The sequence below is a fragment of the Roseateles sp. FW301-B2 genome (genome assembly GCF_058788955.1).
The window spans coordinates 38,337-57,235 of record NZ_JBYTBE010000012.1; the positions used below are offsets into that span (position 1 = coordinate 38,337).

Sequence of the window (18,899 nt, forward strand, 5' to 3'; positions counted from 1 at the left end):
CCCCTTCGTCTAGAGGCCTAGGACACCACCCTTTCACGGTGACTACAGGGGTTCGAATCCCCTAGGGGACGCCAAGTTTTACAAGGCTTGGTAAACGGCAGCGCGCAAGCGCTGCGAGTTTACGAAACTTGTTGATGCGACGAGTTATATAATGCTCATCCATCTGGAGTGGTAGTTCAGTTGGTTAGAATACCGGCCTGTCACGCCGGGGGTCGCGGGTTCGAGTCCCGTCCACTCCGCCAACATTTTTGTCAAACCCCGATTGCGCAAGTAGTCGGGGTTTTTCTTTATGCGCTAGATACTGCCGTAGAGCGCCTTGCGCTGTGGCGTGTAATGCCACCAGGGCGCTGCGGCAGCACCGGCCATGAAGTCAACCGCCGCCATCAATGTATCGAGCACGCAGGGGTCGTGGCGCTGCTCGGTAATGGCGCAGAGCTGCTGGTAGAGCACGAAGGCATCACGCCCGCGCAACTCGCCTGGCACGCGTATGCCAAGCAGACGCAGATCCTCCACCATGGCGGGGCCGATATTCGGGATCTGCTCCAGCGCCACGCAGTCGTCGCGATGCGCCGCCTTGCTCGGTTTCACCATGGGCGCGCCGCCTCAGGAGAGAAACTGCGAGCGAATCAGGCCGACCGCCAGCCCTTCGAGCGCAAAGCTCTGGTCGCCTTCGGTTACGCGTATGGGCTCGAAATCGGGGTTCTCGGGCAGCAGTTCAATGCCTTGCTTGCCGCGTTTGAAACGCTTCACGGTGACCTCATCGCCGATGCGCGCCACCACGATCTGACCGTTCTTGGCCTCGCTGGCACGCTGCACGGCCAGCAGGTCGCCATCCATGATGCCGATGTCTTTCATGCTCATGCCACGTACGCGTAGCAAATAGTCCGGCTTGCGCGCAAACATGCCGGCCTCGACGCTATAGTTTTGCTCGATATGTTCTTGCGCCAATATGGGCGAGCCTGCCGCCACGCGCCCTACCAGGGGGAGGGTGAGTTGGTTCAAGCCCGGCATGGGCAGATTGAACTGCATGCCGCTGACGCCGGTGCGTGCCTCGCGCGCCAGGTTGAGGGCGCGCAGGGTGTCCGAGCGCAGCCGTATGCCGCGCGAGGTGCCACCCAGCAATTCGATCACGCCCTTGCGCGCCAGGGCCTGCAAATGCTCTTCGGCGGCGTTGGCGGAGCGAAATCCGAGCTCCTGTGCAATCTCGGCGCGCGTGGGTGGCGCACCGGTTTGCTCGATGCTGGTGCGTACCAGATCGAGGATTTGCTGCTGCCGGGCTGTGAGTTTGGGGCTATCGTCCACGCTGACCTCGCTGGAAATGGGCTGAAACTGGCAGACCGAGCCACTGCAGGCCTCTGATCATTTATCCAGCTACTGTATTTTCATCCAGGATTGAATAAATTGCAAAGCAACACCAATGACTTGATCGTGATCCTGGGCACCGGCGGCACGATCGCCGGTGCGGGTGATGACGTGGGCTACGTGGCCGGCCAGATCAGCGTGGCTGATCTGGTGACGGCAGTGCCGGCATTGGCTGCGCGGCAGCTCGAAGCCGAGCAGGTCGCGCAGCTGGACAGCAAGGACATGAGCCATGCCGTTTGGCGGCTGTTGGCGCAGCGGGTGGCCTATCACCTCGCCAGGCCCGAGGTGGCCGGCGTGGTCGTGACGCATGGCACCGACACGTTGGAGGAGACCGCCTACTTCCTGCATCGGGTGTTGGCACCAGGCAAGCCCGTGGTGTTGACGGCGGCGATGCGGCCGGTGACCTCCTTGCAGTCTGATGGCCCGCAAAACCTGCTCGATGCCGTGACGGTGGCCGCCCACCCGGGCGCGAGCGGGGTGCTGGCCGTACTGCAGGGGCGTGTGCATGGTCCGGTCGAGGTGCGCAAAGCCCAGCCCTTCGCGCTGGATGCGTTCAGCTCGGGTGAGGCTGGACCGTTGGCCTTGGTGCTGGAGGGGCAGGTTAGGGTGCTGCGCCACTGGCCAAGCTGCGCGCCCTTGGGCCTTGATGTCGTCGCGGCCGACCCCGAGCTCTGGCCGCGCGTCGACATCGTCGCCAGCCATGCTGGTGCGGATGGTGTGGTGATCGACGCGCTGGTCGCAGCGGGCGCCCGCGGCCTCGTGATCGAGGGTACGGGCAATGCGACCGTGCATGCTTCGCTGTTGGAGGCGCTGAAGCGCGCCCGTGCTGCGGGCCTGCCGGTGTTGCGTGCCACGCGCTGTACTGGCGCCGCCGTGGTGGGGGCGCCCGAAGGCGCGCTGCCGTCGGCCGGTGAGCTGTCGCCGGTCAAGGCGAGGGTCGAGTTGATGCTCGGCCTGCTTGCCTGACACTAGCCGGCCACCTGGTAGCCGGCATGTCCGGGCTTGCTGGAGCAGCTTAGACCAGGGTCAGCGTCACGTCGATATTGCCGCGTGTGGCGTTCGAGTAGGGGCAGACCTTGTGCGCAGCGTCGATCAGGGCCTGGGCGGCGGCGCGCTCCATGCCCGGCAGGCTGATGCGCATCGCCACCTGGATGCCGAAGCCGGCCGGGATCGGGCCGATGCCCACGTCCGAGGTGATGGAGACATCGGCCGGGATGGCGATCTTCTGTGCCGCGCCCACAGCCTTCATCGCGCCGATGAAGCAGGCAGAGTAGCCGGCGGCAAACAGCTGTTCGGGGTTGGTGCCCGGGCCGCCGGCGCCGCCCAGCTCGCGCGGCGTGCTGAGTTCGATCTTGAGCGCGCCGTCCGAAGACTTGGCCGAGCCCTGGCGGCCGCCGGTGGCGGTGGCGGTGGCGGTGTAGAGGACTTTGTCGAGAGCCATGGTGCTTTCCTTTGCGAACGAATCGTTCAGGTGGAGGCGGCGTTGCCGAGCTGCGCGCGCAGCTCATGCAGACGCCGGGTGAGGGAACTCAATTCATCGAGCGAACAGGCGCTCGCACAGGCCAGGGCCTTGGGAATGGGTTTGGCGCGCTGGCGCAGTGCAGCGCCGGCGTCGGTGAGGAGGATGTGGACACGCCGCTCATCGTCCAGTGCGCGCTGCCGCCGGATCAGGCCGTTGGCTTCCAGGCGCTTGAGCAGGGGGGTCAGGGTGCCGGAATCCAGCTGCAGCCGTTCGCCCAGGGCCGAAACGCTGAGGTCATCGCCCTCCCAGAGCACCAGCATCGCCAGATACTGCGGATAGGTCAGGCCCAGCGGCGCCAGCAGCGGCTTGTAGAGCTTGGTCATGGCCAACGAGCTGGCGTAGAGCGCAAAGCAGAGCTGCTGGTCCAGTGCCAGCCAGTCGGCGTGCGCGCGGGCCTCGGTCTGCTTGCGGTTTGTACGGATGGTGCGTGCGCTGTCCATGGGCGTTAATGTAGTTCGCAATTAAATTGCACACAATCTAAATGGGTATTGCTTCTGAGGAGCTGCGATGGGCATGGTGAGCAAGATCTTGGTGGGGCTGGTGGCGGCCCTGCACGTCTACATCCTGGTGCTGGAAATGTTTCTCTGGACCACGCCACGCGGGCGCCGCGCCTTCGGCCTGACGGCCGAATTCGCCGAAGCCAGCAAGGTGCTGGCCGCGAATCAGGGGCTTTACAACGGCTTCCTGGCCGCCGGCCTGGCCTGGGGCCTGCTGCTGGGCGACGCCGCCGGCCGTCCGGTGCAGTTCTTCTTCCTGGGCTGCGTGCTGGTGGCCGGCCTGTATGGCGCGGCCACCGCCAGCCGCAAGATCCTCTTCGTGCAGGCGCTGCCGGCCGCGCTCGGCATTGCGGCCTTGCTGCTGAGCTGAGCCGTCAGTCGGCCGCTGCGTGCAGCGCGTCGACCTCGGCGCTGAGCTCCAGCCAGCGCAGCTCGGCCGCCTCGAGTTCGTCGTGGATGGTCTTCAGGCGCTTGCCCAGATCGGCGATCTGGGCCGGCGTGACCGTGCCCGATGCCAGCTGTGCTTCCAGCGCCGTGCGCTCGTCCGCCAGCTTGTTGAGCTTGGCGTCGATCGCTTCCATCTCCTTGCGCATGGGCTTGGTCTGCTCGGCCAGTTTCTGGCGCGCCTGGCCGCTGGCCTTGCGGTCCTCGCGCTTGGGCGCAGGCGCGGGCGCCGCCACCGGTGCCGCAGCCACCACCACGGCGGGTTTCTTCGCGCCCGCCTTCGCGGCCTCCTTGGCCGCTTCCTTGGCCGCCTTGGCGGCCTCCTTGGACTGCTCCAGCAGCCAGCGCTGGTAGTCGTCCAGGTCGCCGTCGAAGGGCCCGACCACGCCCTTGCTCACCAGCCAGAACTCATCGCAGACCTCGCGCAGCAACGCACGGTCATGGCTCACCAGCATCACCGTGCCCTCGAACTCGTTCAGCGCCATCGAGAGCGCTTCGCGGGTGTTCAGGTCCAGGTGGTTGGTCGGTTCGTCCAGCAGCAGCAGGTTGGGGCGCTGCCACACCAGCATGGCCAGCACCAGGCGGGCCTTCTCGCCGCCGGAAAGGCTGCCGACCTGCTGGTTCACCATCTCGCCGACAAAGCGGAACTGGCCCAGGAAGTCGCGCAGCTCCTGCTCGCGCGCGCTCGGGCTGACCTCCTTGGCCAGCCGCACCATGTGCGAGAGCGGCCCCTCGTCGGGGCGCAGCACATCCATTTCCTGCTGGGCAAAGTAGCCAATCTGCAGGCCCTTGCCCTCGGTGATCTTGCCGCCCAGAGCCCGCTGCATGCGCGCGATGGTTTTCACCACGGTGGACTTGCCCTGGCCGTTGGCGCCCAGGATGCCGATGCGCTGGCCGGCCAGCACCGAGCGGTTGATGCCGCGCACGATGATCTTCTCGCCTTCGTCGGTCTCATAGCCGCAGGCCACCTCGTCGAACATCAGCATCGGATTCGGCAGGCTAACCGGCTCACGGAACTCGAAGGAGAAGTCCGAGGCGGTCAGCACCGGCGCCAGGCGCTCCATGCGCTCCAGCGCCTTCACGCGGCTCTGCGCCTGCTTGGCCTTGCTGGCCTTGGCCTTGAAGCGGTCGATGAATTTCTGCAGATGGGCCATGCGGTCCTGCTGCTTCTCGAATGCGGCCTGCTGCAGCACCATGCGCTCGGCGCGCATCGCCTCGAAGGCGGTGTAGTTGCCGCCATAGCGCATCAGCTTCATCTCATCCAGGTGCAGGGTCACGCGCGTGATCGCATCCAGGAACTCGCGATCATGGCTGATGATGATGAGCGTGCCCTCGTAGCGCTGCAGCCAGGCTTCCAGCCAGACCAGGGCGTCCAAGTCCAGGTGGTTGGTGGGCTCGTCCAGCAGCATCAGATCGGCCGGGCACATCAGTGCGCGCGCCAGCTGCAAGCGCATGCGCCAGCCGCCCGAGAAGCTGTTCACCGGGGCATCCACCTGGGCGCCGGTGAAGCCCAGACCCATCAGCAGGGCCTGCGCGCGCGGGCGGGCGTCGAACACGCCGGCGTCCATCAGCAGGGCGTGGGCATCGGCCATGGCGTGGCCGTCCTCGGCCGCCTCGGCCGCGGCCAGGGCCTGCTGCGCGGCCATCAGGCGGGTGTCGCCCTCCAGCACGAAGTCGGTGGCCGGCATCTCGGTCTCGGGCATGTTCTGCGCCACCTCGGCCATGGTCCATTGGCGCGGAATGTCGACGTCGCCCTTGTCGCTTTGCAGCTTGTCGGTGAGCAGCGCGAACAGGCTGGACTTGCCGGCGCCGTTGCGGCCCACCAGGCCGACCTTCTCGCCGGGCTGCAGCGTGACGCTGGCATCGTCCAGCACGACCTTGGTGCCGCGACGCAGCGTGATATTGCGCAGCGTGATCATGCGTGCAGGGCTTTCTTCAGGGACTCTTGAGTGACTAGCAAAACTTGATCTTCTCCGGCCGATGTTTCCATCCAGGCCACTTCCAGTTGCGGGAATGCCGCTTCAAAAAACGCGCGCTCGTTGCCGATCTCCAGCACCAGCACGCCATGCTCGCTGAGGTGCTGCGGGGCGTCCGCCAACAGGCGGCGCACAAAGTCCATGCCGTCGCTGCCGCCGGCCAGGGCCAGCTCGGGCTCGGCGCGGTACTCGGCGGGCAGGCGGGCCATGGACTGGCTGTTCACATAGGGCGGGTTGCACAGGATCAGGTCGTAAGGCCCCTGCGCCGGCGCCAGGCCGTCACCCTGCAGCAGGCGGATGCGCTGCTGCAAGGCATGCTTGGCCACATTGATCTCGGCCACTTCCAGCGCCTGGGGGCTGAGGTCGATGGCGTCCACCTGCACCTCGGGCCAGGCCAGCGCGGCCAGCACGGCCAGGCTGCCGTTGCCGGTGCACAGATCCAGCACGCGCCGCGTCTGGTCCGACAGCCAGGCGTCGATGCTCGCGTCGGCGATCAGTTCGGCGATGAAGCTGCGCGGCACGATGGCGCGTTCGTCCACATAGAAGGGCACGCCCTGCAGCCAGGCCTCGCGCGTGATGTAGGCGGCGGGCTTGCGGCTCAGGATGCGCTCATCCACCAGGGCGGCCAGGCGCGCCTGCTGCTCCGGGGTCAGGTCTTGCTCGGCATGCGCGTCGAGCGCATCCAGCGGCAGGTTGAGGCTCCACAGCGCCAGCCAGGCCGCCTCGTCAAAGGCATTGGTGGTGCCATGCCCAAAAGAAACGCCCGCCTCGGTCAGGCGGGCGGCGTGGGCCTCGATGCAGGCAATCAGGGTGGTCACAGCAACAGGTTCTCCAGGGTGCGCCGGTAGATGGCGGTGAGCGGCGCGATATTGTCGACCGGCACGTACTCGTCGATCTTGTGGATGCTGGCGTTGATGGGGCCGAACTCCAGCACCTGGGGGCAGATCTTGGCGATGAAGCGGCCGTCCGAGGTGCCACCGGTGGTGGAGAGCTCGGGCCGGCGGCCGGTCTCGGCCTCGATGGCGGCGCTCAGCGCGGCCGAGAGATTGCCCACCGGCGTCAGGAAGGGCTCGCCGCCCAGCACCCAGTCGAGGTTGTATTCGAGGCCATGGCGATCGAGCAGCGCATGCACGCGCGCCTTCAGGCCATCCGGCGTGGACTCGGTGGAAAAACGGAAGTTGAAATCCAGCTCCAGCTCGCCGGGGATCACATTGGTGGCGCCGGTGCCGGCCTTGATATTGGAGATCTGGAAGGTGGTGGGCGGGAAATACTCGTTGCCCTGGTCCCAGAGCTCGGCGGCCAGTTCGGCCAGCGCGGGCGCGGCCTGGTGCACCGGGTTGCGCGCCAGCTGCGGGTAGGCCACATGGCCCTGGATGCCCTGCACGCGCAGCTTGCCGCTGAGCGTGCCGCGGCGGCCGTTCTTGACCATGTCGCCGATCTGAGCCACCGAGGTCGGTTCGCCGACGATGGCGTAGTCCAGGCGCTGGCCGCGCGCCTTCAGGCGCTCGCAGCAGACCACCGTGCCATCGCGGGCCGGGCCTTCCTCGTCGCTGGTGAGCAGGAAGGCGATGCTGCCGGCATGCTGCGGATGCGCGGCCACAAAGGCCTCGCAGGCCACCACCATGGCCGCCAGCGAGCTCTTCATGTCGGCCGTGCCGCGGCCGTAGAGGCGGCCATCGCGGTAGCTGGGCACGAAGGGGTCGCTGGTCCAGGCCGCCAGCGAGCCGGTGGGCACCACGTCGGTATGGCCGGCAAACATCAGCACCGGACCGTCGGCGGCGCTGCCGCGCCTGATCGCCCAGAGATTGCTGACGCGGAAGTCCTCGGGCCCCGAGTCCATGCGCTCCAGCTCGAAGCCCAGGGCCTGCAGGCGCGCGCCCAGCAGCTCCAGGCAACCGGCATCGCGCGGCGTCACCGAGGGCAGGGCGATCAGCTGCTCGAGCAGCGCAAAAGTGCTGTCTGCCTGACTCATGCTTATTCGGGCCTCACGTCCAGGGTGATCTCGGTGAAGCTGGCCTCGTCCTGGGCCGGCTCTTCCTTCTTGGCGCTCGGCTTGGTCTGGCCGGGCATGTCGTTCTGCAGCCGCCACAGCAGGTTGGTGGGCGAGTCGGCAAACGCCAGGCCTTCCTCGCGCGTGATGGTGCCGTCCTTGATGAGCTTGGCGAAATGCTCCTCGAAGGTCAGCGAGCCCTCGGCAATCGACTTCTCCATCGCCTCCTTCACGCTGGTGAAATCGCCCTGCTCGATGAACTCGGCGATCAGCTTGGTGTTGAGCATGATCTCGGTCACCGGTACGCGGCCGCCCGCAGTGGCGCGCACCAGGCGCTGCGAGATCACCGCCTTCAGGCCCGCGGCCAGGTCGTTGAGCAGCGCGGGGCGCGATTCCGGCGTGTAGAAGGAGAGGATGCGGTTCAGCGCGTGGTAGCTGTTGTTGCCGTGCAGGGTGGCCACCACCAGATGGCCCGAGAGCGCATAGGAGATCGCCGCCGTCATGGTGTCGCGATCGCGGATCTCGCCGATCAGGATGCAGTCGGGCGACTGGCGCAGCGCGTTCTTCAAGGCCACCTGCAGCGAGGCGGTGTCGCGCCCCACCTCGCGCTGGTTCACCACCGAGCGCTTGTTGGTGAACAGGTATTCCAGCGGGTCCTCGATGGTGAGGATGTGGCCGGCCATGTTCTGGTTGCGCTGCTCCAGCATGGCGGCCAGCGTGGTGCTCTTGCCGGTGCCGGTGGCGCCCACCATCAGGATCAGGCCGCGCTTTTCCTGCACCAGCTTGCCCAGTATCGGCGGCAGGTTGAGGCTTTCCAGCGAGGGGATGGTGTGCGGGATATGGCGGAACACCGCGGCGATGCTGCCGCGCTGGCGAAAGCCCGAGAGCCGGAAGCTGCCCACCTTGGGGATCGACACCGCCATGTTCAGCTCGCCGGTCTGGTCCAGCTCGGCCAGCTGGGCCGGCTCGATCACCTCGCTGATGAGCTGGCGCGGTTGCGAGGGGCTCAGCAACTGGTCGGACAGCTGCAGGATCTGGCCGTTGATGCGTATCAGCACCGGCATATTGGCCGAGAGATAGGAGTCGGACGCCCCTTTCTCCGCCATCAGGCGCAGGATGCGCTCCATGTTTCCACTCATGCCGGTGCTCCCTCGCGTTGGCGTTGGCTGAAGATCAGGCGCGCAGCAGGTCGTTGATGCTGGTCTTGGCGCGCGTGCCGGCATCGACCTTCTTGACGATGATGGCGGCGTAGAGGCTGTACTTGCCATCGGCCTTGGGCAGGCTGCCGCTGATCACCACCGAGCCGGCGGGGATGCGGCCATAGCTCACGGTGTCGGTCTCGCGGTCGTAGATGGGCGTGCTCTGGCCCAGGTAGACGCCCATCGAGATCACCGAGTTCTCCTCCACGATCACGCCTTCCACCACCTCGGAGCGCGCGCCGATGAAGCAGTTGTCTTCGATGATGGTGGGGTTGGCCTGCAGGGGCTCCAGCACGCCGCCGATGCCCACGCCGCCGGAGAGGTGCACGTTCTTGCCGATCTGCGCGCAGGAGCCCACGGTGGCCCAGGTGTCCACCATCGCGCCCTCGTCCACATAGGCACCGATGTTCACGTAGGAAGGCATCAGCACCACGTTCTTGGCCTGGTAGCTGCCGCGGCGTGCCACCGCGGGCGGCACCACGCGCACGCCGGTGGCGCGCAGCTGCTCTTCGCTCATGCCGCCGAACTTGGTGGGCACCTTGTCGAAGAAGGTCAGCGGGCCTTCGCCCATGATGTGGTTGTCGTTCAGCCGGAAGGACAGCAGCACCGCCTTCTTGATCCATTGGTGCACCGTCCACTGGCCCACGGCCTGGCGCTCGGCCACGCGCAGGCGGCCGGCATCCAGCTCGGCGATCACATGCTCCACCGCCTCGCGCACCTCGGGGGCGTTGGTGGCGGTGATGTTGGCGCGGCCTTCCCAGGCGAGGTCGATGACGGATTGCAGTGCTTGGTGGCTCATGAGGAAACTCGTTCGAAGAGGGAGGGAAGAGGTTGGATGGATGAATACGGGTGCGGCTCAGGCCTGGTAGGTCTTCGCGAAGGCGCGGATGCGTTCGGCCGCTTCCATGCATTCGGCCACCTCGGCCACCAGGGCCAGGCGGATACGCCCGGCGCCCGGATTCGTGCCATGGGCGGTTCGCGCCAGCAGGCTGCCCGGCAGCACCGCGACATTGTATTGAGCCAGCAGTTCCAGGGCGAAACGTACATCGTCTCCGCCAGGTACCCCAGCCCATAGATAGAAGCTGGCATCCGGCAGCGCCACGTCCAGCACCTCGGCCAGCAGCGGCGTCACCTGGGCGAACTTGGCGCGGTACTGCTCGCGGTTCGCGATCACATGGGCCTCGTCGCCCCAGGCCGCGATGCTGGCCGCCTGCACCATCGGGCTCATGGCGCTGCCATGGTAGGTGCGGTAGAGCAGGAAGCGCTTGATGATCTGGGCATCGCCCGCCACGAAGCCAGAGCGCAGGCCCGGCACATTGGAGCGCTTGCTGAGGCTGGTGAAGGCGATCAGGTTCCTGAAATCGCTGCGCCCCAGCTTGACCGCGGCCTCCAGGCCCGACAGCGGCGCCTCGTCGCGGAAGTAGATCTCCGAGTAGCACTCGTCCGAGGCGATCACGAAGCCGTAGCGGTCGCTGAGCGCGAACAGTTGCTCCCACTCCGAAAGCGGCATCACCGCGCCGGTCGGGTTGCCGGGTGAGCAGACGTAGAGCAACTGCGTCCTGGCCCAGGTGGCGGCATCGATCTGCGACCAGTCGGCCGCAAAGTTGCGCGCCGGATCCGAGTTGGCGAAGGCCGTCTCGGCGCCGGCCAGCAGGGCCGCGCCCTCGTAGATCTGGTAGAAGGGATTGGGGCAGACCACGGTCGCGCCAGCACGCGTGGGGTCGATCACCGTCTGCGCGATGGCGAACAGCGCCTCGCGCGAACCGTTCACCGGCAGTACCTGGGTGGCCGCGTCCAGGCTCAGGCCATAGCGGCGCCGCAGCCAGCCCACGATGGCTTCGCGCAGGGCCGGTGCACCGGCGGTGGCGGGGTAGGCCGAGAGGCTCTTGAGGCTGGCCACCAGGGCGTCCTCGATCAGCTTGGGCGCGGGATGCTTGGGCTCGCCAATGCCCAGGCTGATGGGCTTGTAGGCCGGGTTGGGCGTCAGCCCTGCGGTGAGCGCGCGCAGGCGCTCGAAGGGGTAGGGGTGCAGCTTGTCCAGCAGCGGGTTGTGTGGTGCAGGCGGTGCAATGCTCATGGCGGCTTCAGAGTTGACCCTGGCAATTCTCGGCCCCGCAGCGGCAGGCCAGGCGCCCTTCGTGGTGGGTGCTGCCGTAGGACACGGTTATTTCTTCGCCAAGCGAGATATCGCGCAGCGCGAAGAAGGCAATTTCGCCGGCCTCCACCCGCAGGCGGGCATTCGGTGCGCAGCTGTGGTTGGTGAAGCGCATCGGGTCGCTGCTGCGGCTGGCATCGATGGCGCGGCTGGCGGAGAGCTCCACCAGCATCAGGCGCTGCCGGCCCTCGGCGCGGCGGCGCGCCTCGGCCACCGTGATGGCCTCGCCGGTCAGCTCACCCAGGCGCGCGCCCGCGCCAATCGCCTCGGCCGCGAACACGCCGAAGCCGTCGATGCGGCTGCGCCGCACCGTCACCTCGACCAGTTGATGCGCGGGGTGGGAGGCCAGGGCCACGCAGCGATCGATCAGCGCAGCAGACCGGATTCGAAACCATGCGCGGGCAGGTCCACGCGCGGCTGCGGCTTCCAGCCCTTCTTGCGGTGCTCCACCACCACATTGGTGTAGATGCCGCCGCGCACATACCACTTGGCGGTGATGCGGATGAAGCGTGGGTTGGTGACCTTGACGATGTCTTCCAGGATGGTGTTGGTGACCTTCTCGTGGAAGGCGCCCTCGTCGCGGTAGCTCCAGAAATACATCTTCAGGCTCTTCAGTTCGACGCAATACTGGTCCGCGATCATGTCGATGGTGAAGTGCGCGAAGTCGGGCTGGCCGGTGAGCGGGCAGTGGCAGGTGAACTCGGGCACCTGGAACTGGATCACATAGTCGCGCTCGGGGGCCGGGTTGGGGAAGACATGCAGCTCCTTGCTGGGACGCGAGGGCGGGTTGGGCGGCATCTCGCGCTGCTTGGGCGCGAGCTCCACGTCTTTGCGCATCTTGGGCGCGGGGGCTGCGGACTTGGCGGTTTTCTTCTGGGTGGCCATGGATGCTGCGGCCCGGGGCCATGGCCCTGGGCTTGTCTTAAATGGGGAGGCCCCGATGGTATCATCCGGCCCCGAGACGAGCCCCCTTGAAGGGGCTTTTCTGTAAATAAATCAAGGGCTTAGTACGCGTCCACTGAAATGCGCCTGAACTCGATCAAGCTCTCCGGCTTCAAGTCCTTTGCCGAGCCCACGAATTTCCAGCTGCCCGGGCAGCTGGTGGGCGTGGTGGGGCCCAATGGCTGCGGCAAGTCCAACATCATGGACGCCGTGCGCTGGGTGCTGGGCGAAAGCAAGGCCAGCGAGCTGCGCGGCGAGTCCATGCAGGACGTGATCTTCAATGGCTCGGGCAACCGCAAGCCGGCCAGCCGCGCCAGCGTGGAACTGGTGTTCAGCAATGAAGACGCGCGTGCCGGCGGCCAGTGGAACCAGTTCACCGAGATCGCCGTCAAGCGCGTGCTGACGCGCGACGGCAGCTCCAGCTACTTCATCAACAACCAGGTGGTGCGCCGCCGCGATGTGCAGGACGTGTTCCTGGGCACCGGCCTGGGGCCGCGCGCCTACGCCATCATCGGCCAGGGCACCATCAGCCGCATCATCGAGAGCAAGCCCGAAGAGCTGCGCATGTTTCTCGAGGAGGCGGCCGGCGTCTCCAAGTACAAGGAGCGCCGCCGCGAGACCGAGAACCGGCTCAAGGACACGCGCGAGAACCTCACCCGCGTGGACGACATCCTGCGCGAGCTCAACAACAACCTCGAGCGCCTGGAGAAGCAGGCCGTGGTGGCGGCCAGCTATCGCCAGCTGCAGGAGCAGGGCACGCTCAAGCTGCATCAGCTCTGGTTCCTCAAGCACCGCGACGCCACCGGCGAACAGGCGCGCGTGAAGGGCGAGCAGCTCGAAGCGGTGAACGCGCTGGAGGCCCGCATGGCCGAGCTGCGCGCCGTCGAGGCCGAGCTGGAAACGGTGCGCCAGGCCCACTATGCGGCGGGCGACGAGCTGCATGCCTCGCAGGGCCGCATGGCCGAGGCCCAGCTGGAAGTGAGCCGGCTGGAAGAGCGCATCCGCTATGTGGTGGAGGGGCGCCAGCGCGTTGAGCAACGCCTGCTGGAGCTGCACACCCAGAACCAGCAATGGGAAGAGCGCTCGGCCCAGGCGCGCGAGGAGCAGGAGCACATCGGCGCGCAGATCGCCACGGCCGAGGAGCAGAGCGAGATCCTCGCCGCCCAGGCCGAGGAGCAGGGCATGAACCTGCCCAATAGCGAGGACGCGGTGCGCGCCGCTCAAGGCCGGGCCAACGAGCAGCGCGGCCTGGTGACCCAGGTGCAGCAGCAGATCCAGGTGCTGGCCGCCGAGAGCCGCAATATCGACGAGCAAGCGCGCCAGTTGCGCGGTCGGCGCGAGCGCCTGGCCACCGAGCGGCAAGGCCTGACCCTGCCGGACCAGGATCGCCTGGCCGAATTGAAGCGCCAGAGCGAGGCCGCCGACGAGGCGCGCGAGCTGGCCGATGCGCGCCTGCACGAGCTCTCCGAGCAGGTGCCGGCGCTGGACGAGACGCGTCGCGCCGCACAGCAGGATGCCAACGCCCAGCTGGCGCGGCAATCGGAGCTCTCCGCCAAGCTCGATGCGCTGCGCGCCCTGCAAGAGAAGGTGCAGACCGAGGGCAAGCTCAAGCCCTGGCTGGCCAAGCATGGGCTGGAGGGCCTGGCCGGACTGTGGACCAGGCTGCACATCCAGCAGGGCTGGGAAAACGCCCTGGAGGCGGCCCTGCGCGAGCGCATGGGGGCGCTGGAGGTGGGCCGGCTGGAGACGGTGCGCGCCTTCGCCTGCGATGCGCCGCCCGCCCGGCTGGCGTTTTACTCGCCGCCCGCGGCCTCGATCGCCAACACCCACGAGACCCTGCCGCGCCTCACCGAGCTGTTGAGGCTGGACGATCAGCCCGGTTTGAAGGCCTTGCTGAACGACTGGCTGGAAGGCGTCTACACCGCCGCCAGCATCGACGAGGCTCTGGCGGGCCGTGCCAAGCTCACGCATGGCGAGGTCATCATGACCCGCGAGGGCCATGCGGTGAGTCAGTTCGCGGTGAGCTTCTATGCGCCCGATTCCGAGGCCGCCGGCCTGCTGGCGCGCGCCCAGGAGATCGAGAACCTGGGCCGCGAGTTGCGCGCCCAGCAGCTCATCGCCGAAGACGCCAAGACGCAATTGGTGCGCGCCGAGGCCGGCTATACCGAGGCCTCGCAGCGCCTGGGCCAGGTGCGCCGCGAAGCCACCGACACCCAGACCCGCGCCCACCAGCTGCATGTGGAGCTGCTGCGCCTCACCCAGCAGAGCGAGGCCGCCAGCACCCGGCGTGCCCAACTGGAAGAGGAGCTGTTCGAGATCGATGCCCAGTCCGAGGAGCTGCAGGAGCGCCGCATCACCGGCGAGGCCCGTTTCGAGGAGCTGGACATGCAGCTGGCCACCTGCCAGGAGAAGCATGCCGAGCTGGACGATGCGGTGATCAGCGCCGAGCGCCGCCTGGCCGAGGCGCGCGAGCAGCTGCGCTCGCTGGAGCGCCGCGCCCAGGAGGCTACCTTCAGCGCCCGCACGCTGGCGGCGCGCCGCGGCGAGCTGCAGCGTTCCATCGAGACCGCCCAGCAGCAGATGGCGCTGAACGTGCAGTCGGCCGAGACCCTGGGCAAGGAGCTGGACACGCTCAACGACGCGGCCGCCCAGGCCGGCCTGCAGGACGCGCTGGCGCTGAAGGTCGAGCGCGAGCGCGAGCTCGCCGCCGTGCGCGCCGGTTATGACGACCTGAGCCTGCGCCTGCGCAAGGCCGAGGAGCAGCGCCTGGCCTTCGAGCGCAGCCTGGACCCGCTGCGCGAACGCATCACCAAGCTGCAGCTGGACGAGCAGGCCGCCTCGCTGGGCGGCGCCCAGTACATGGAGCAGCTGCTCGCCGCCGCGGTGGACCTGGAGGCGCTCGCCAGGACAGTAGAAGAGGGCCAGGTCAAGCTCTACGGCCTGCAGGGCGAGATCGACCGCATCAACCGCGAGATCGCGGCCCTGGGCGCGGTGAACCTGGCTGCGCTGGACGAGCTGAGCGCGGCGCGCGAGCGTAAGACCTTCCTCGACTCGCAGTACACCGACCTCAGCACCGCGATGAAGACCCTGGAAGATGCGATCCACAAGATCGACCTCGAGACGCGCGACCTGCTCTCCGGCACCTTCAACCAGGTGAACGAGCATTTCGGCCGCATGTTCCCCACGCTCTTCGGCGGCGGCAATGCCAAGCTGGTGATCACCGGCGACGAGATCCTCGATTCCGGCGTGCAGGTGATGGCCCAGCCGCCCGGCAAGAAGAACAGCACCATCCACCTGCTCTCGGGCGGCGAGAAGGCGCTCACCGCGATCGCCCTGGTGTTCGCCATCTTCATGCTCAACCCCGCGCCCTTCTGCCTGCTGGACGAGGTGGATGCGCCGCTGGACGACGCCAACACCGAGCGTTACGCGAAACTGGTTTCTGAGATGAGCAGCAAGGGCACGCAGTTCCTCTTCATCTCGCACAACAAGATTGCAATGGAAATGGCAGAACAACTGATTGGCGTGACCATGCAGGAGCAGGGCGTGTCGCGCATCGTGGCCGTCGACATGGAAGCCGCGCTGGGCATGGCGGAGGCCGCATGACCTTGACTGCCATGCTCGCCATCCTCGGTGGCCTGATCCTCGCCGCCGTCATCGCCCATGGCGCCTGGACCGCCCGCAAGGCCGGCCCGCGCCGTGCCGACCCGCCGATCGAGCCGCAGCTGGGCGAGCGGCAAGACCCGACCCTGGGCGAGGCCAAGGACGCGGTGGGCGAGCCCTTCCAGCCCGCCATGCCGGGCGACGAGACCGTGCCCCTGGTGGCGCGCCAGCTGCCGCGCAAGCCCTCGGCCCGCATCGATGCGCTGATCGACGCCATCGCCACCGTCACGCTGGAAGCGCCGGTGACCGGCGACCTGGCGATCTCGCACCTGCCGGGCAGCCGCCGCGCCGGCACCAAGCCCTTCCACATCGAGGGGCTGAATGCCGAATCGGGCGAGTGGGAGCTGCCCCTGCCGGGCCAGCGCTACAGCGAGTTCCAGGCCGGTGTGCAGATGGCCAACCGCAGCGGCGCGATGAACGAGATCGAGTACTCGGAGTTCGTGCAGAAGGTGCAGGGCTTCGCCGATGGCCTGAGCGCCTTCGTGCAGTTCCCCGACATGCTGGACGTGGTGGCGCGTGCCCGCGAGCTCGATCAGTTCGCCAGCGAGCATGACGCCCAGCTGGCCGTGGTGCTGCGCGCGCGCAGCGCCGCCTGGACCCTGGGCTATGTGCAGCAGATGGCGCTGCGCCACGGCTTCGTGCCCGGTGCCATCCCCGGCCGCCTGGTGCTGGCCGCCGAAGAGGAGGGCGCGCCGCCGATCCTGAGCCTGCAGTTCGATGCCCAGGCGGCCCTGGCCGAAGACCCGCAGGCCTCGGCGCTGCGCGAGCTGACGCTGGCGCTGGACGTGCCGCAGACCCCCGAGGCGCTGGAGCCCTTTGCCGCCTGGCAGGAAGCCGCGCGGGCGCTCTCGCGCGACATCGAGGCCGATGTCTGCGACGACCGCGCCCAGGTCCTCAATCTGCATGCCTTCGCCGCCATCGGCCAGGAGCTGTCCACGCTCTACAAGGCCCTGGCCTCGCGCGATCTGGCGGCCGGCAGCCTGGCCGCGCGGCGCCTGTTCAGCTGACTACACTGGGGCTCTGAGCAGCCCCTGGAGTCCCCTTGAGCACCAGCCTCTTGCTGATTGCCCTCTTGATCGCCGCCAGTGCCTTCTTCTCGATGGCCGAGATGTCGGTGGCGGCCTCGCGTCGGCTCAAGCTGCGCCAGCTGGCCGACGAGGGCGATGGCCGTGCCGAGCGCGTGTTGGAGGTGCAGGAGCAGCCCGGCCATTACTTCACCGTGGTGCAGATCGGCGTCAACACCGTGGCCATCCTGGGCGGCATCGTCGGCGAGGGCGCGTTCACGCCGCATTTCTCCGCCGCCCTGGGCCTGCTGCTGGCGCCCGAGCAGGCGCAAAGCCTGGGCTTCGCGCTTTCCTTCGCGGCCATCACCGCACTCTTCATCGTGCTGGCCGACCTGGTGCCCAAGCGCCTCTCGATGAACGAACCCGAGCGCGTGGCGCTGATCCTGATCGCGCCCATGCTGGCGCTGTGCACCCTGCTGCGGCCCTTGTCCTGGGCCTTCAGCCGGATCAGCGAGGCCTTGATACGGCTGATGGGCCTGCCTGCCGCGCGCGACAACAGCATCACCCATGCCGACATCCTGGCCCTGGCCGAGGCCGGCAACCTTGCCGGCGTGGTGGCCGATGCCGAGCAGCAGATCATCGAGAACGTGTTCGAGCTCGACACGCGCACGGTGGAAAGCGTGATGACCACGCGCGAGCGCATCGTCTTCTTCGGCCTCGACGACGAAGACGCGCTGGTGCGCAACCGCATCGCCGAGGAACCGCATTCCACCTACCTGGTCTGCGAGGGCGAGATCGACCAGGTGGTGGGCTATGTGGACGCCACCGACCTGTTCCAGCGCGTGCTGCGCGAGGAGGCGCTGCGCCTGCGCGGCAGCGAGGGCCTGATCAAGAAGGTGCTGATCGTGCCGGACCGCATCACCCTCTCCGAGGTGCTGCTGCAGTTCCGCGAGAAGCATGAAGACTTCGCCGTGGTGGTGAACGAATACAGCCTGGTGGTGGGCGTGATCACCCTCAACGACGTGATGAGCACGGTGATGGGCAGCCTGGTGGCCAGCCACGACGAGGAGCAGATCGTGCGCCGCGAGGACGGCTCCTTCCTGGCCGACGGCATCACCCCCATCCCCGATGTGCAGCGCGCGCTGGAGGTGGAGGCCTGGCCCCATGCCGGCCAGTACGACACCCTAGCCGGCTTCCTGATGGTGATGCTGCGCCGCATCCCGCGCCGCACCGATCAGGTCGTCTGGGAGGGCTGGCGCTTCGAGGTGGTGGACGTGGACAGCCACCGCGTCGACCAGGTGATGATCACGCGCCTGCCGGCGCCACCGTAAGCCCCTGGCGCCCAGGCATCAAGTCAAGGGACGTGGGCCAGCTGCGCGCTGGCCCGCACGCCCTGGCCACCGAGCACGGTGGACCAGTTGCCGGTGGCCTGGTTGTCGTAGCCGCCGACCACCGCCGAGTAATAGCCCCCCGAGACATTGCCGGTGCCGCCCAGCACCGAGGCGAAATGGTTGCTGCTGCTGTTGACCGCCCCCAGCAAGAGCGCCCCGGCGTGGCTGTAGTTCTGGTTGAAGCCCAGTATCAGATTGTGCGAGCCGCTGCGCGTATTGACCGCGCCGCTGCCGCCGCGCAACTCGTTGTAGCCGATGGTCAGATTGCCCAGGCCGTTGAGGGTTTGGTAGGTGAGGCCCGTGCCATTGCGAAGATTCAGGTTGGCGCCGGTGATGTAGATCTCGTTGCCATTGCGGCTGAAGTGCGCCAGCTTGTTGTTCAGCGGACTCACCAGGCCGTCGCCATAGCTCTTTGCGCTGGCCAGCGCGTTGGCGGCCGCGGCGTCGGCATAGGCCTTGCGATCGGCAACCTCCGTGCTCAACGCCGTCTGCAGCGCGGCGATCGTGCTCGCCTGTGCCGTGTTGGCGGCCTGCAAGCTGGCGACCGTCTGGCTCAGGGCGGCGACCGTCGTCTCCAAGTTGGCCAGGCGCTGGGCGGAACTGACGACCGGCTGCGCCTGCGCCGCGCCAGCCAGACACAAGGCGACCGTGAGGACGGCTGACAGGCCAAGGGTTCTGAAGAGCTGCATCTGAATCTCCTGTTGGCGAGCCGTTGATTGTGATGAGCGCGCCGGCCCTTGACCAGCGCCTGCAGCCG

The 18,899-nt window shown here is 67.5% G+C and carries 18 protein-coding genes and 1 tRNA gene; 6 read left to right on the forward strand and 13 right to left on the reverse strand.

Annotation, left to right across the window (positions count from 1 at the left end; translation table 11 throughout):
- Positions 1–165 precede the first annotated feature (165 nt).
- Positions 166–242 (forward strand) — tRNA-Asp (locus tag AC3WQY_RS10400).
- Positions 243–294: 52 nt separating this feature from the next.
- Here AC3WQY_RS10400 and AC3WQY_RS10405 read toward each other — a convergent pair.
- Positions 295–591 carry a helix-hairpin-helix domain-containing protein gene (locus AC3WQY_RS10405; protein ID WP_492708081.1) on the reverse strand — a complete coding sequence of 99 codons (297 nt, stop codon included), beginning with the start codon at positions 589–591 and terminating at the stop codon, positions 295–297.
- A gap of 12 nt (positions 592–603) precedes the next feature.
- Positions 604–1,302, reverse strand: a complete 699-nt coding sequence (gene lexA / locus AC3WQY_RS10410; protein ID WP_492708083.1) for a transcriptional repressor LexA — start codon at positions 1,300–1,302, stop codon at positions 604–606.
- A gap of 99 nt (positions 1,303–1,401) precedes the next feature.
- On the opposite strand from lexA, the gene AC3WQY_RS10415 reads away from it, so the two are divergent.
- Positions 1,402–2,328, forward strand: coding sequence for an asparaginase (locus AC3WQY_RS10415; RefSeq protein ID WP_492708085.1), 927 nt, complete (start codon positions 1,402–1,404; stop codon positions 2,326–2,328).
- Between the two features lie 49 nt (positions 2,329–2,377).
- Here AC3WQY_RS10415 and AC3WQY_RS10420 read toward each other — a convergent pair whose 3' ends face one another.
- The gene (locus AC3WQY_RS10420) at positions 2,378–2,803 is read right to left on the reverse strand and encodes an organic hydroperoxide resistance protein (RefSeq protein WP_492708087.1); all 426 of its coding nucleotides are present in this window, start codon (positions 2,801–2,803) and stop codon (positions 2,378–2,380) included.
- A 26-nt stretch (positions 2,804–2,829) separates the two neighbouring features.
- Positions 2,830–3,324 (reverse strand): MarR family winged helix-turn-helix transcriptional regulator, encoded by a 495-nt coding sequence (locus tag AC3WQY_RS10425; RefSeq protein WP_492708090.1) that lies wholly within the window; start codon positions 3,322–3,324, stop codon positions 2,830–2,832.
- Between the two features lie 67 nt (positions 3,325–3,391).
- Between AC3WQY_RS10425 and AC3WQY_RS10430 the strand changes: the two genes are divergently transcribed.
- Positions 3,392–3,751, forward strand: coding sequence for a DUF1304 domain-containing protein (locus AC3WQY_RS10430; protein WP_492708092.1), 360 nt, complete (start codon positions 3,392–3,394; stop codon positions 3,749–3,751).
- A gap of 4 nt (positions 3,752–3,755) precedes the next feature.
- Here AC3WQY_RS10430 and AC3WQY_RS10435 read toward each other — a convergent pair whose 3' ends face one another.
- Genes AC3WQY_RS10435 through queF form a run of 8 tightly spaced genes read right to left on the reverse strand, consistent with a single transcriptional unit; the run spans position 3,756 to position 11,943 of the window.
- Positions 3,756–5,744, reverse strand: coding sequence for an ATP-binding cassette domain-containing protein (locus AC3WQY_RS10435; protein ID WP_285232031.1), 1,989 nt, complete (start codon positions 5,742–5,744; stop codon positions 3,756–3,758).
- Positions 5,741–6,610: a 50S ribosomal protein L3 N(5)-glutamine methyltransferase gene (gene prmB, locus AC3WQY_RS10440; protein WP_492708227.1), complete on the reverse strand. Its 870-nt coding sequence runs from the start codon at positions 6,608–6,610 to the stop codon at positions 5,741–5,743. The genes AC3WQY_RS10435 and prmB overlap by 4 nt, the downstream gene beginning before the upstream one ends.
- 5 nt (positions 6,611–6,615) lie before the next feature.
- On the reverse strand, positions 6,616–7,773 hold the full coding sequence (dapE, locus tag AC3WQY_RS10445) for a succinyl-diaminopimelate desuccinylase (RefSeq protein WP_492708094.1): 1,158 nt from the start codon (positions 7,771–7,773) through the stop codon (positions 6,616–6,618).
- A 2-nt stretch (positions 7,774–7,775) separates the two neighbouring features.
- Positions 7,776–8,930 carry a PilT/PilU family type 4a pilus ATPase gene (locus AC3WQY_RS10450; protein WP_285232034.1) on the reverse strand — a complete coding sequence of 385 codons (1,155 nt, stop codon included), beginning with the start codon at positions 8,928–8,930 and terminating at the stop codon, positions 7,776–7,778.
- Between the two features lie 34 nt (positions 8,931–8,964).
- Positions 8,965–9,789: a 2,3,4,5-tetrahydropyridine-2,6-dicarboxylate N-succinyltransferase gene (gene dapD / locus AC3WQY_RS10455; protein WP_285232035.1), complete on the reverse strand. Its 825-nt coding sequence runs from the start codon at positions 9,787–9,789 to the stop codon at positions 8,965–8,967.
- A 57-nt stretch (positions 9,790–9,846) separates the two neighbouring features.
- Positions 9,847–11,067: a succinyldiaminopimelate transaminase gene (gene dapC, locus AC3WQY_RS10460; RefSeq protein WP_492708097.1), complete on the reverse strand. Its 1,221-nt coding sequence runs from the start codon at positions 11,065–11,067 to the stop codon at positions 9,847–9,849.
- A 7-nt stretch (positions 11,068–11,074) separates the two neighbouring features.
- A complete protein-coding gene (locus tag AC3WQY_RS10465) occupies positions 11,075–11,500 on the reverse strand; it encodes an SET domain-containing protein (RefSeq protein ID WP_285232037.1) in 426 nt (141 codons plus the stop codon).
- 11 nt (positions 11,501–11,511) lie between these two features.
- Positions 11,512–11,943: a preQ(1) synthase gene (gene queF, locus AC3WQY_RS10470; protein WP_285235634.1), complete on the reverse strand. Its 432-nt coding sequence runs from the start codon at positions 11,941–11,943 to the stop codon at positions 11,512–11,514.
- Positions 11,944–12,168: 225 nt separating this feature from the next.
- Between queF and smc the strand changes: the two genes are divergently transcribed.
- The 3 genes from smc to paeA are packed head-to-tail and all read left to right on the forward strand — an operon-like array spanning position 12,169 to position 18,082.
- Entirely contained in the window at positions 12,169–15,690 is a 3,522-nt protein-coding gene (gene smc, locus AC3WQY_RS10475) for a chromosome segregation protein SMC (protein WP_492708100.1), read from the forward strand.
- Entirely contained in the window at positions 15,687–16,754 is a 1,068-nt protein-coding gene (locus AC3WQY_RS10480; RefSeq protein WP_285232039.1) for a cell division protein ZipA C-terminal FtsZ-binding domain-containing protein, read from the forward strand. Before smc ends, AC3WQY_RS10480 begins: the two co-directional genes overlap by 4 nt.
- A gap of 35 nt (positions 16,755–16,789) precedes the next feature.
- Positions 16,790–18,082, forward strand: coding sequence for a polyamine export protein PaeA (paeA, locus tag AC3WQY_RS10485; RefSeq protein WP_285232040.1), 1,293 nt, complete (start codon positions 16,790–16,792; stop codon positions 18,080–18,082).
- 23 nt (positions 18,083–18,105) lie between these two features.
- On the opposite strand, the gene AC3WQY_RS10490 is transcribed toward paeA, so the two are convergent.
- On the reverse strand, positions 18,106–18,831 hold the full coding sequence (locus AC3WQY_RS10490) for a hypothetical protein (protein WP_492708103.1): 726 nt from the start codon (positions 18,829–18,831) through the stop codon (positions 18,106–18,108).
- Positions 18,832–18,899: the final 68 nt, after the last annotated feature.

What these genes read in the sequence shown, in the direction of transcription:
- AC3WQY_RS10405 (WP_492708081.1), bottom strand. Translation starts at nt 591, where the DNA reads ATGGTGAAACCGAGCAAGGCGGCGCATCGCGACGACTGCGTGGCGCTG.
- AC3WQY_RS10420 (WP_492708087.1), bottom strand. Translation starts at nt 2,803, where the DNA reads ATGGCTCTCGACAAAGTCCTCTACACCGCCACCGCCACCGCCACCGGC.
- AC3WQY_RS10425 (WP_492708090.1), bottom strand. Translation starts at nt 3,324, where the DNA reads ATGGACAGCGCACGCACCATCCGTACAAACCGCAAGCAGACCGAGGCC.
- AC3WQY_RS10430 (WP_492708092.1), top strand. Translation starts at nt 3,392, where the DNA reads ATGGGCATGGTGAGCAAGATCTTGGTGGGGCTGGTGGCGGCCCTGCAC.
- AC3WQY_RS10435 (WP_285232031.1), bottom strand. Translation starts at nt 5,744, where the DNA reads ATGATCACGCTGCGCAATATCACGCTGCGTCGCGGCACCAAGGTCGTG.
- dapE (WP_492708094.1), bottom strand. Translation starts at nt 7,773, where the DNA reads ATGAGTCAGGCAGACAGCACTTTTGCGCTGCTCGAGCAGCTGATCGCC.
- AC3WQY_RS10450 (WP_285232034.1), bottom strand. Translation starts at nt 8,930, where the DNA reads ATGAGTGGAAACATGGAGCGCATCCTGCGCCTGATGGCGGAGAAAGGG.
- dapD (WP_285232035.1), bottom strand. Translation starts at nt 9,789, where the DNA reads ATGAGCCACCAAGCACTGCAATCCGTCATCGACCTCGCCTGGGAAGGC.
- dapC (WP_492708097.1), bottom strand. Translation starts at nt 11,067, where the DNA reads ATGAGCATTGCACCGCCTGCACCACACAACCCGCTGCTGGACAAGCTG.
- queF (WP_285235634.1), bottom strand. Translation starts at nt 11,943, where the DNA reads ATGCCGCCCAACCCGCCCTCGCGTCCCAGCAAGGAGCTGCATGTCTTC.
- smc (WP_492708100.1), top strand. Translation starts at nt 12,169, where the DNA reads ATGCGCCTGAACTCGATCAAGCTCTCCGGCTTCAAGTCCTTTGCCGAG.
- AC3WQY_RS10480 (WP_285232039.1), top strand. Translation starts at nt 15,687, where the DNA reads ATGACCTTGACTGCCATGCTCGCCATCCTCGGTGGCCTGATCCTCGCC.
- AC3WQY_RS10490 (WP_492708103.1), bottom strand. Translation starts at nt 18,831, where the DNA reads ATGCAGCTCTTCAGAACCCTTGGCCTGTCAGCCGTCCTCACGGTCGCC.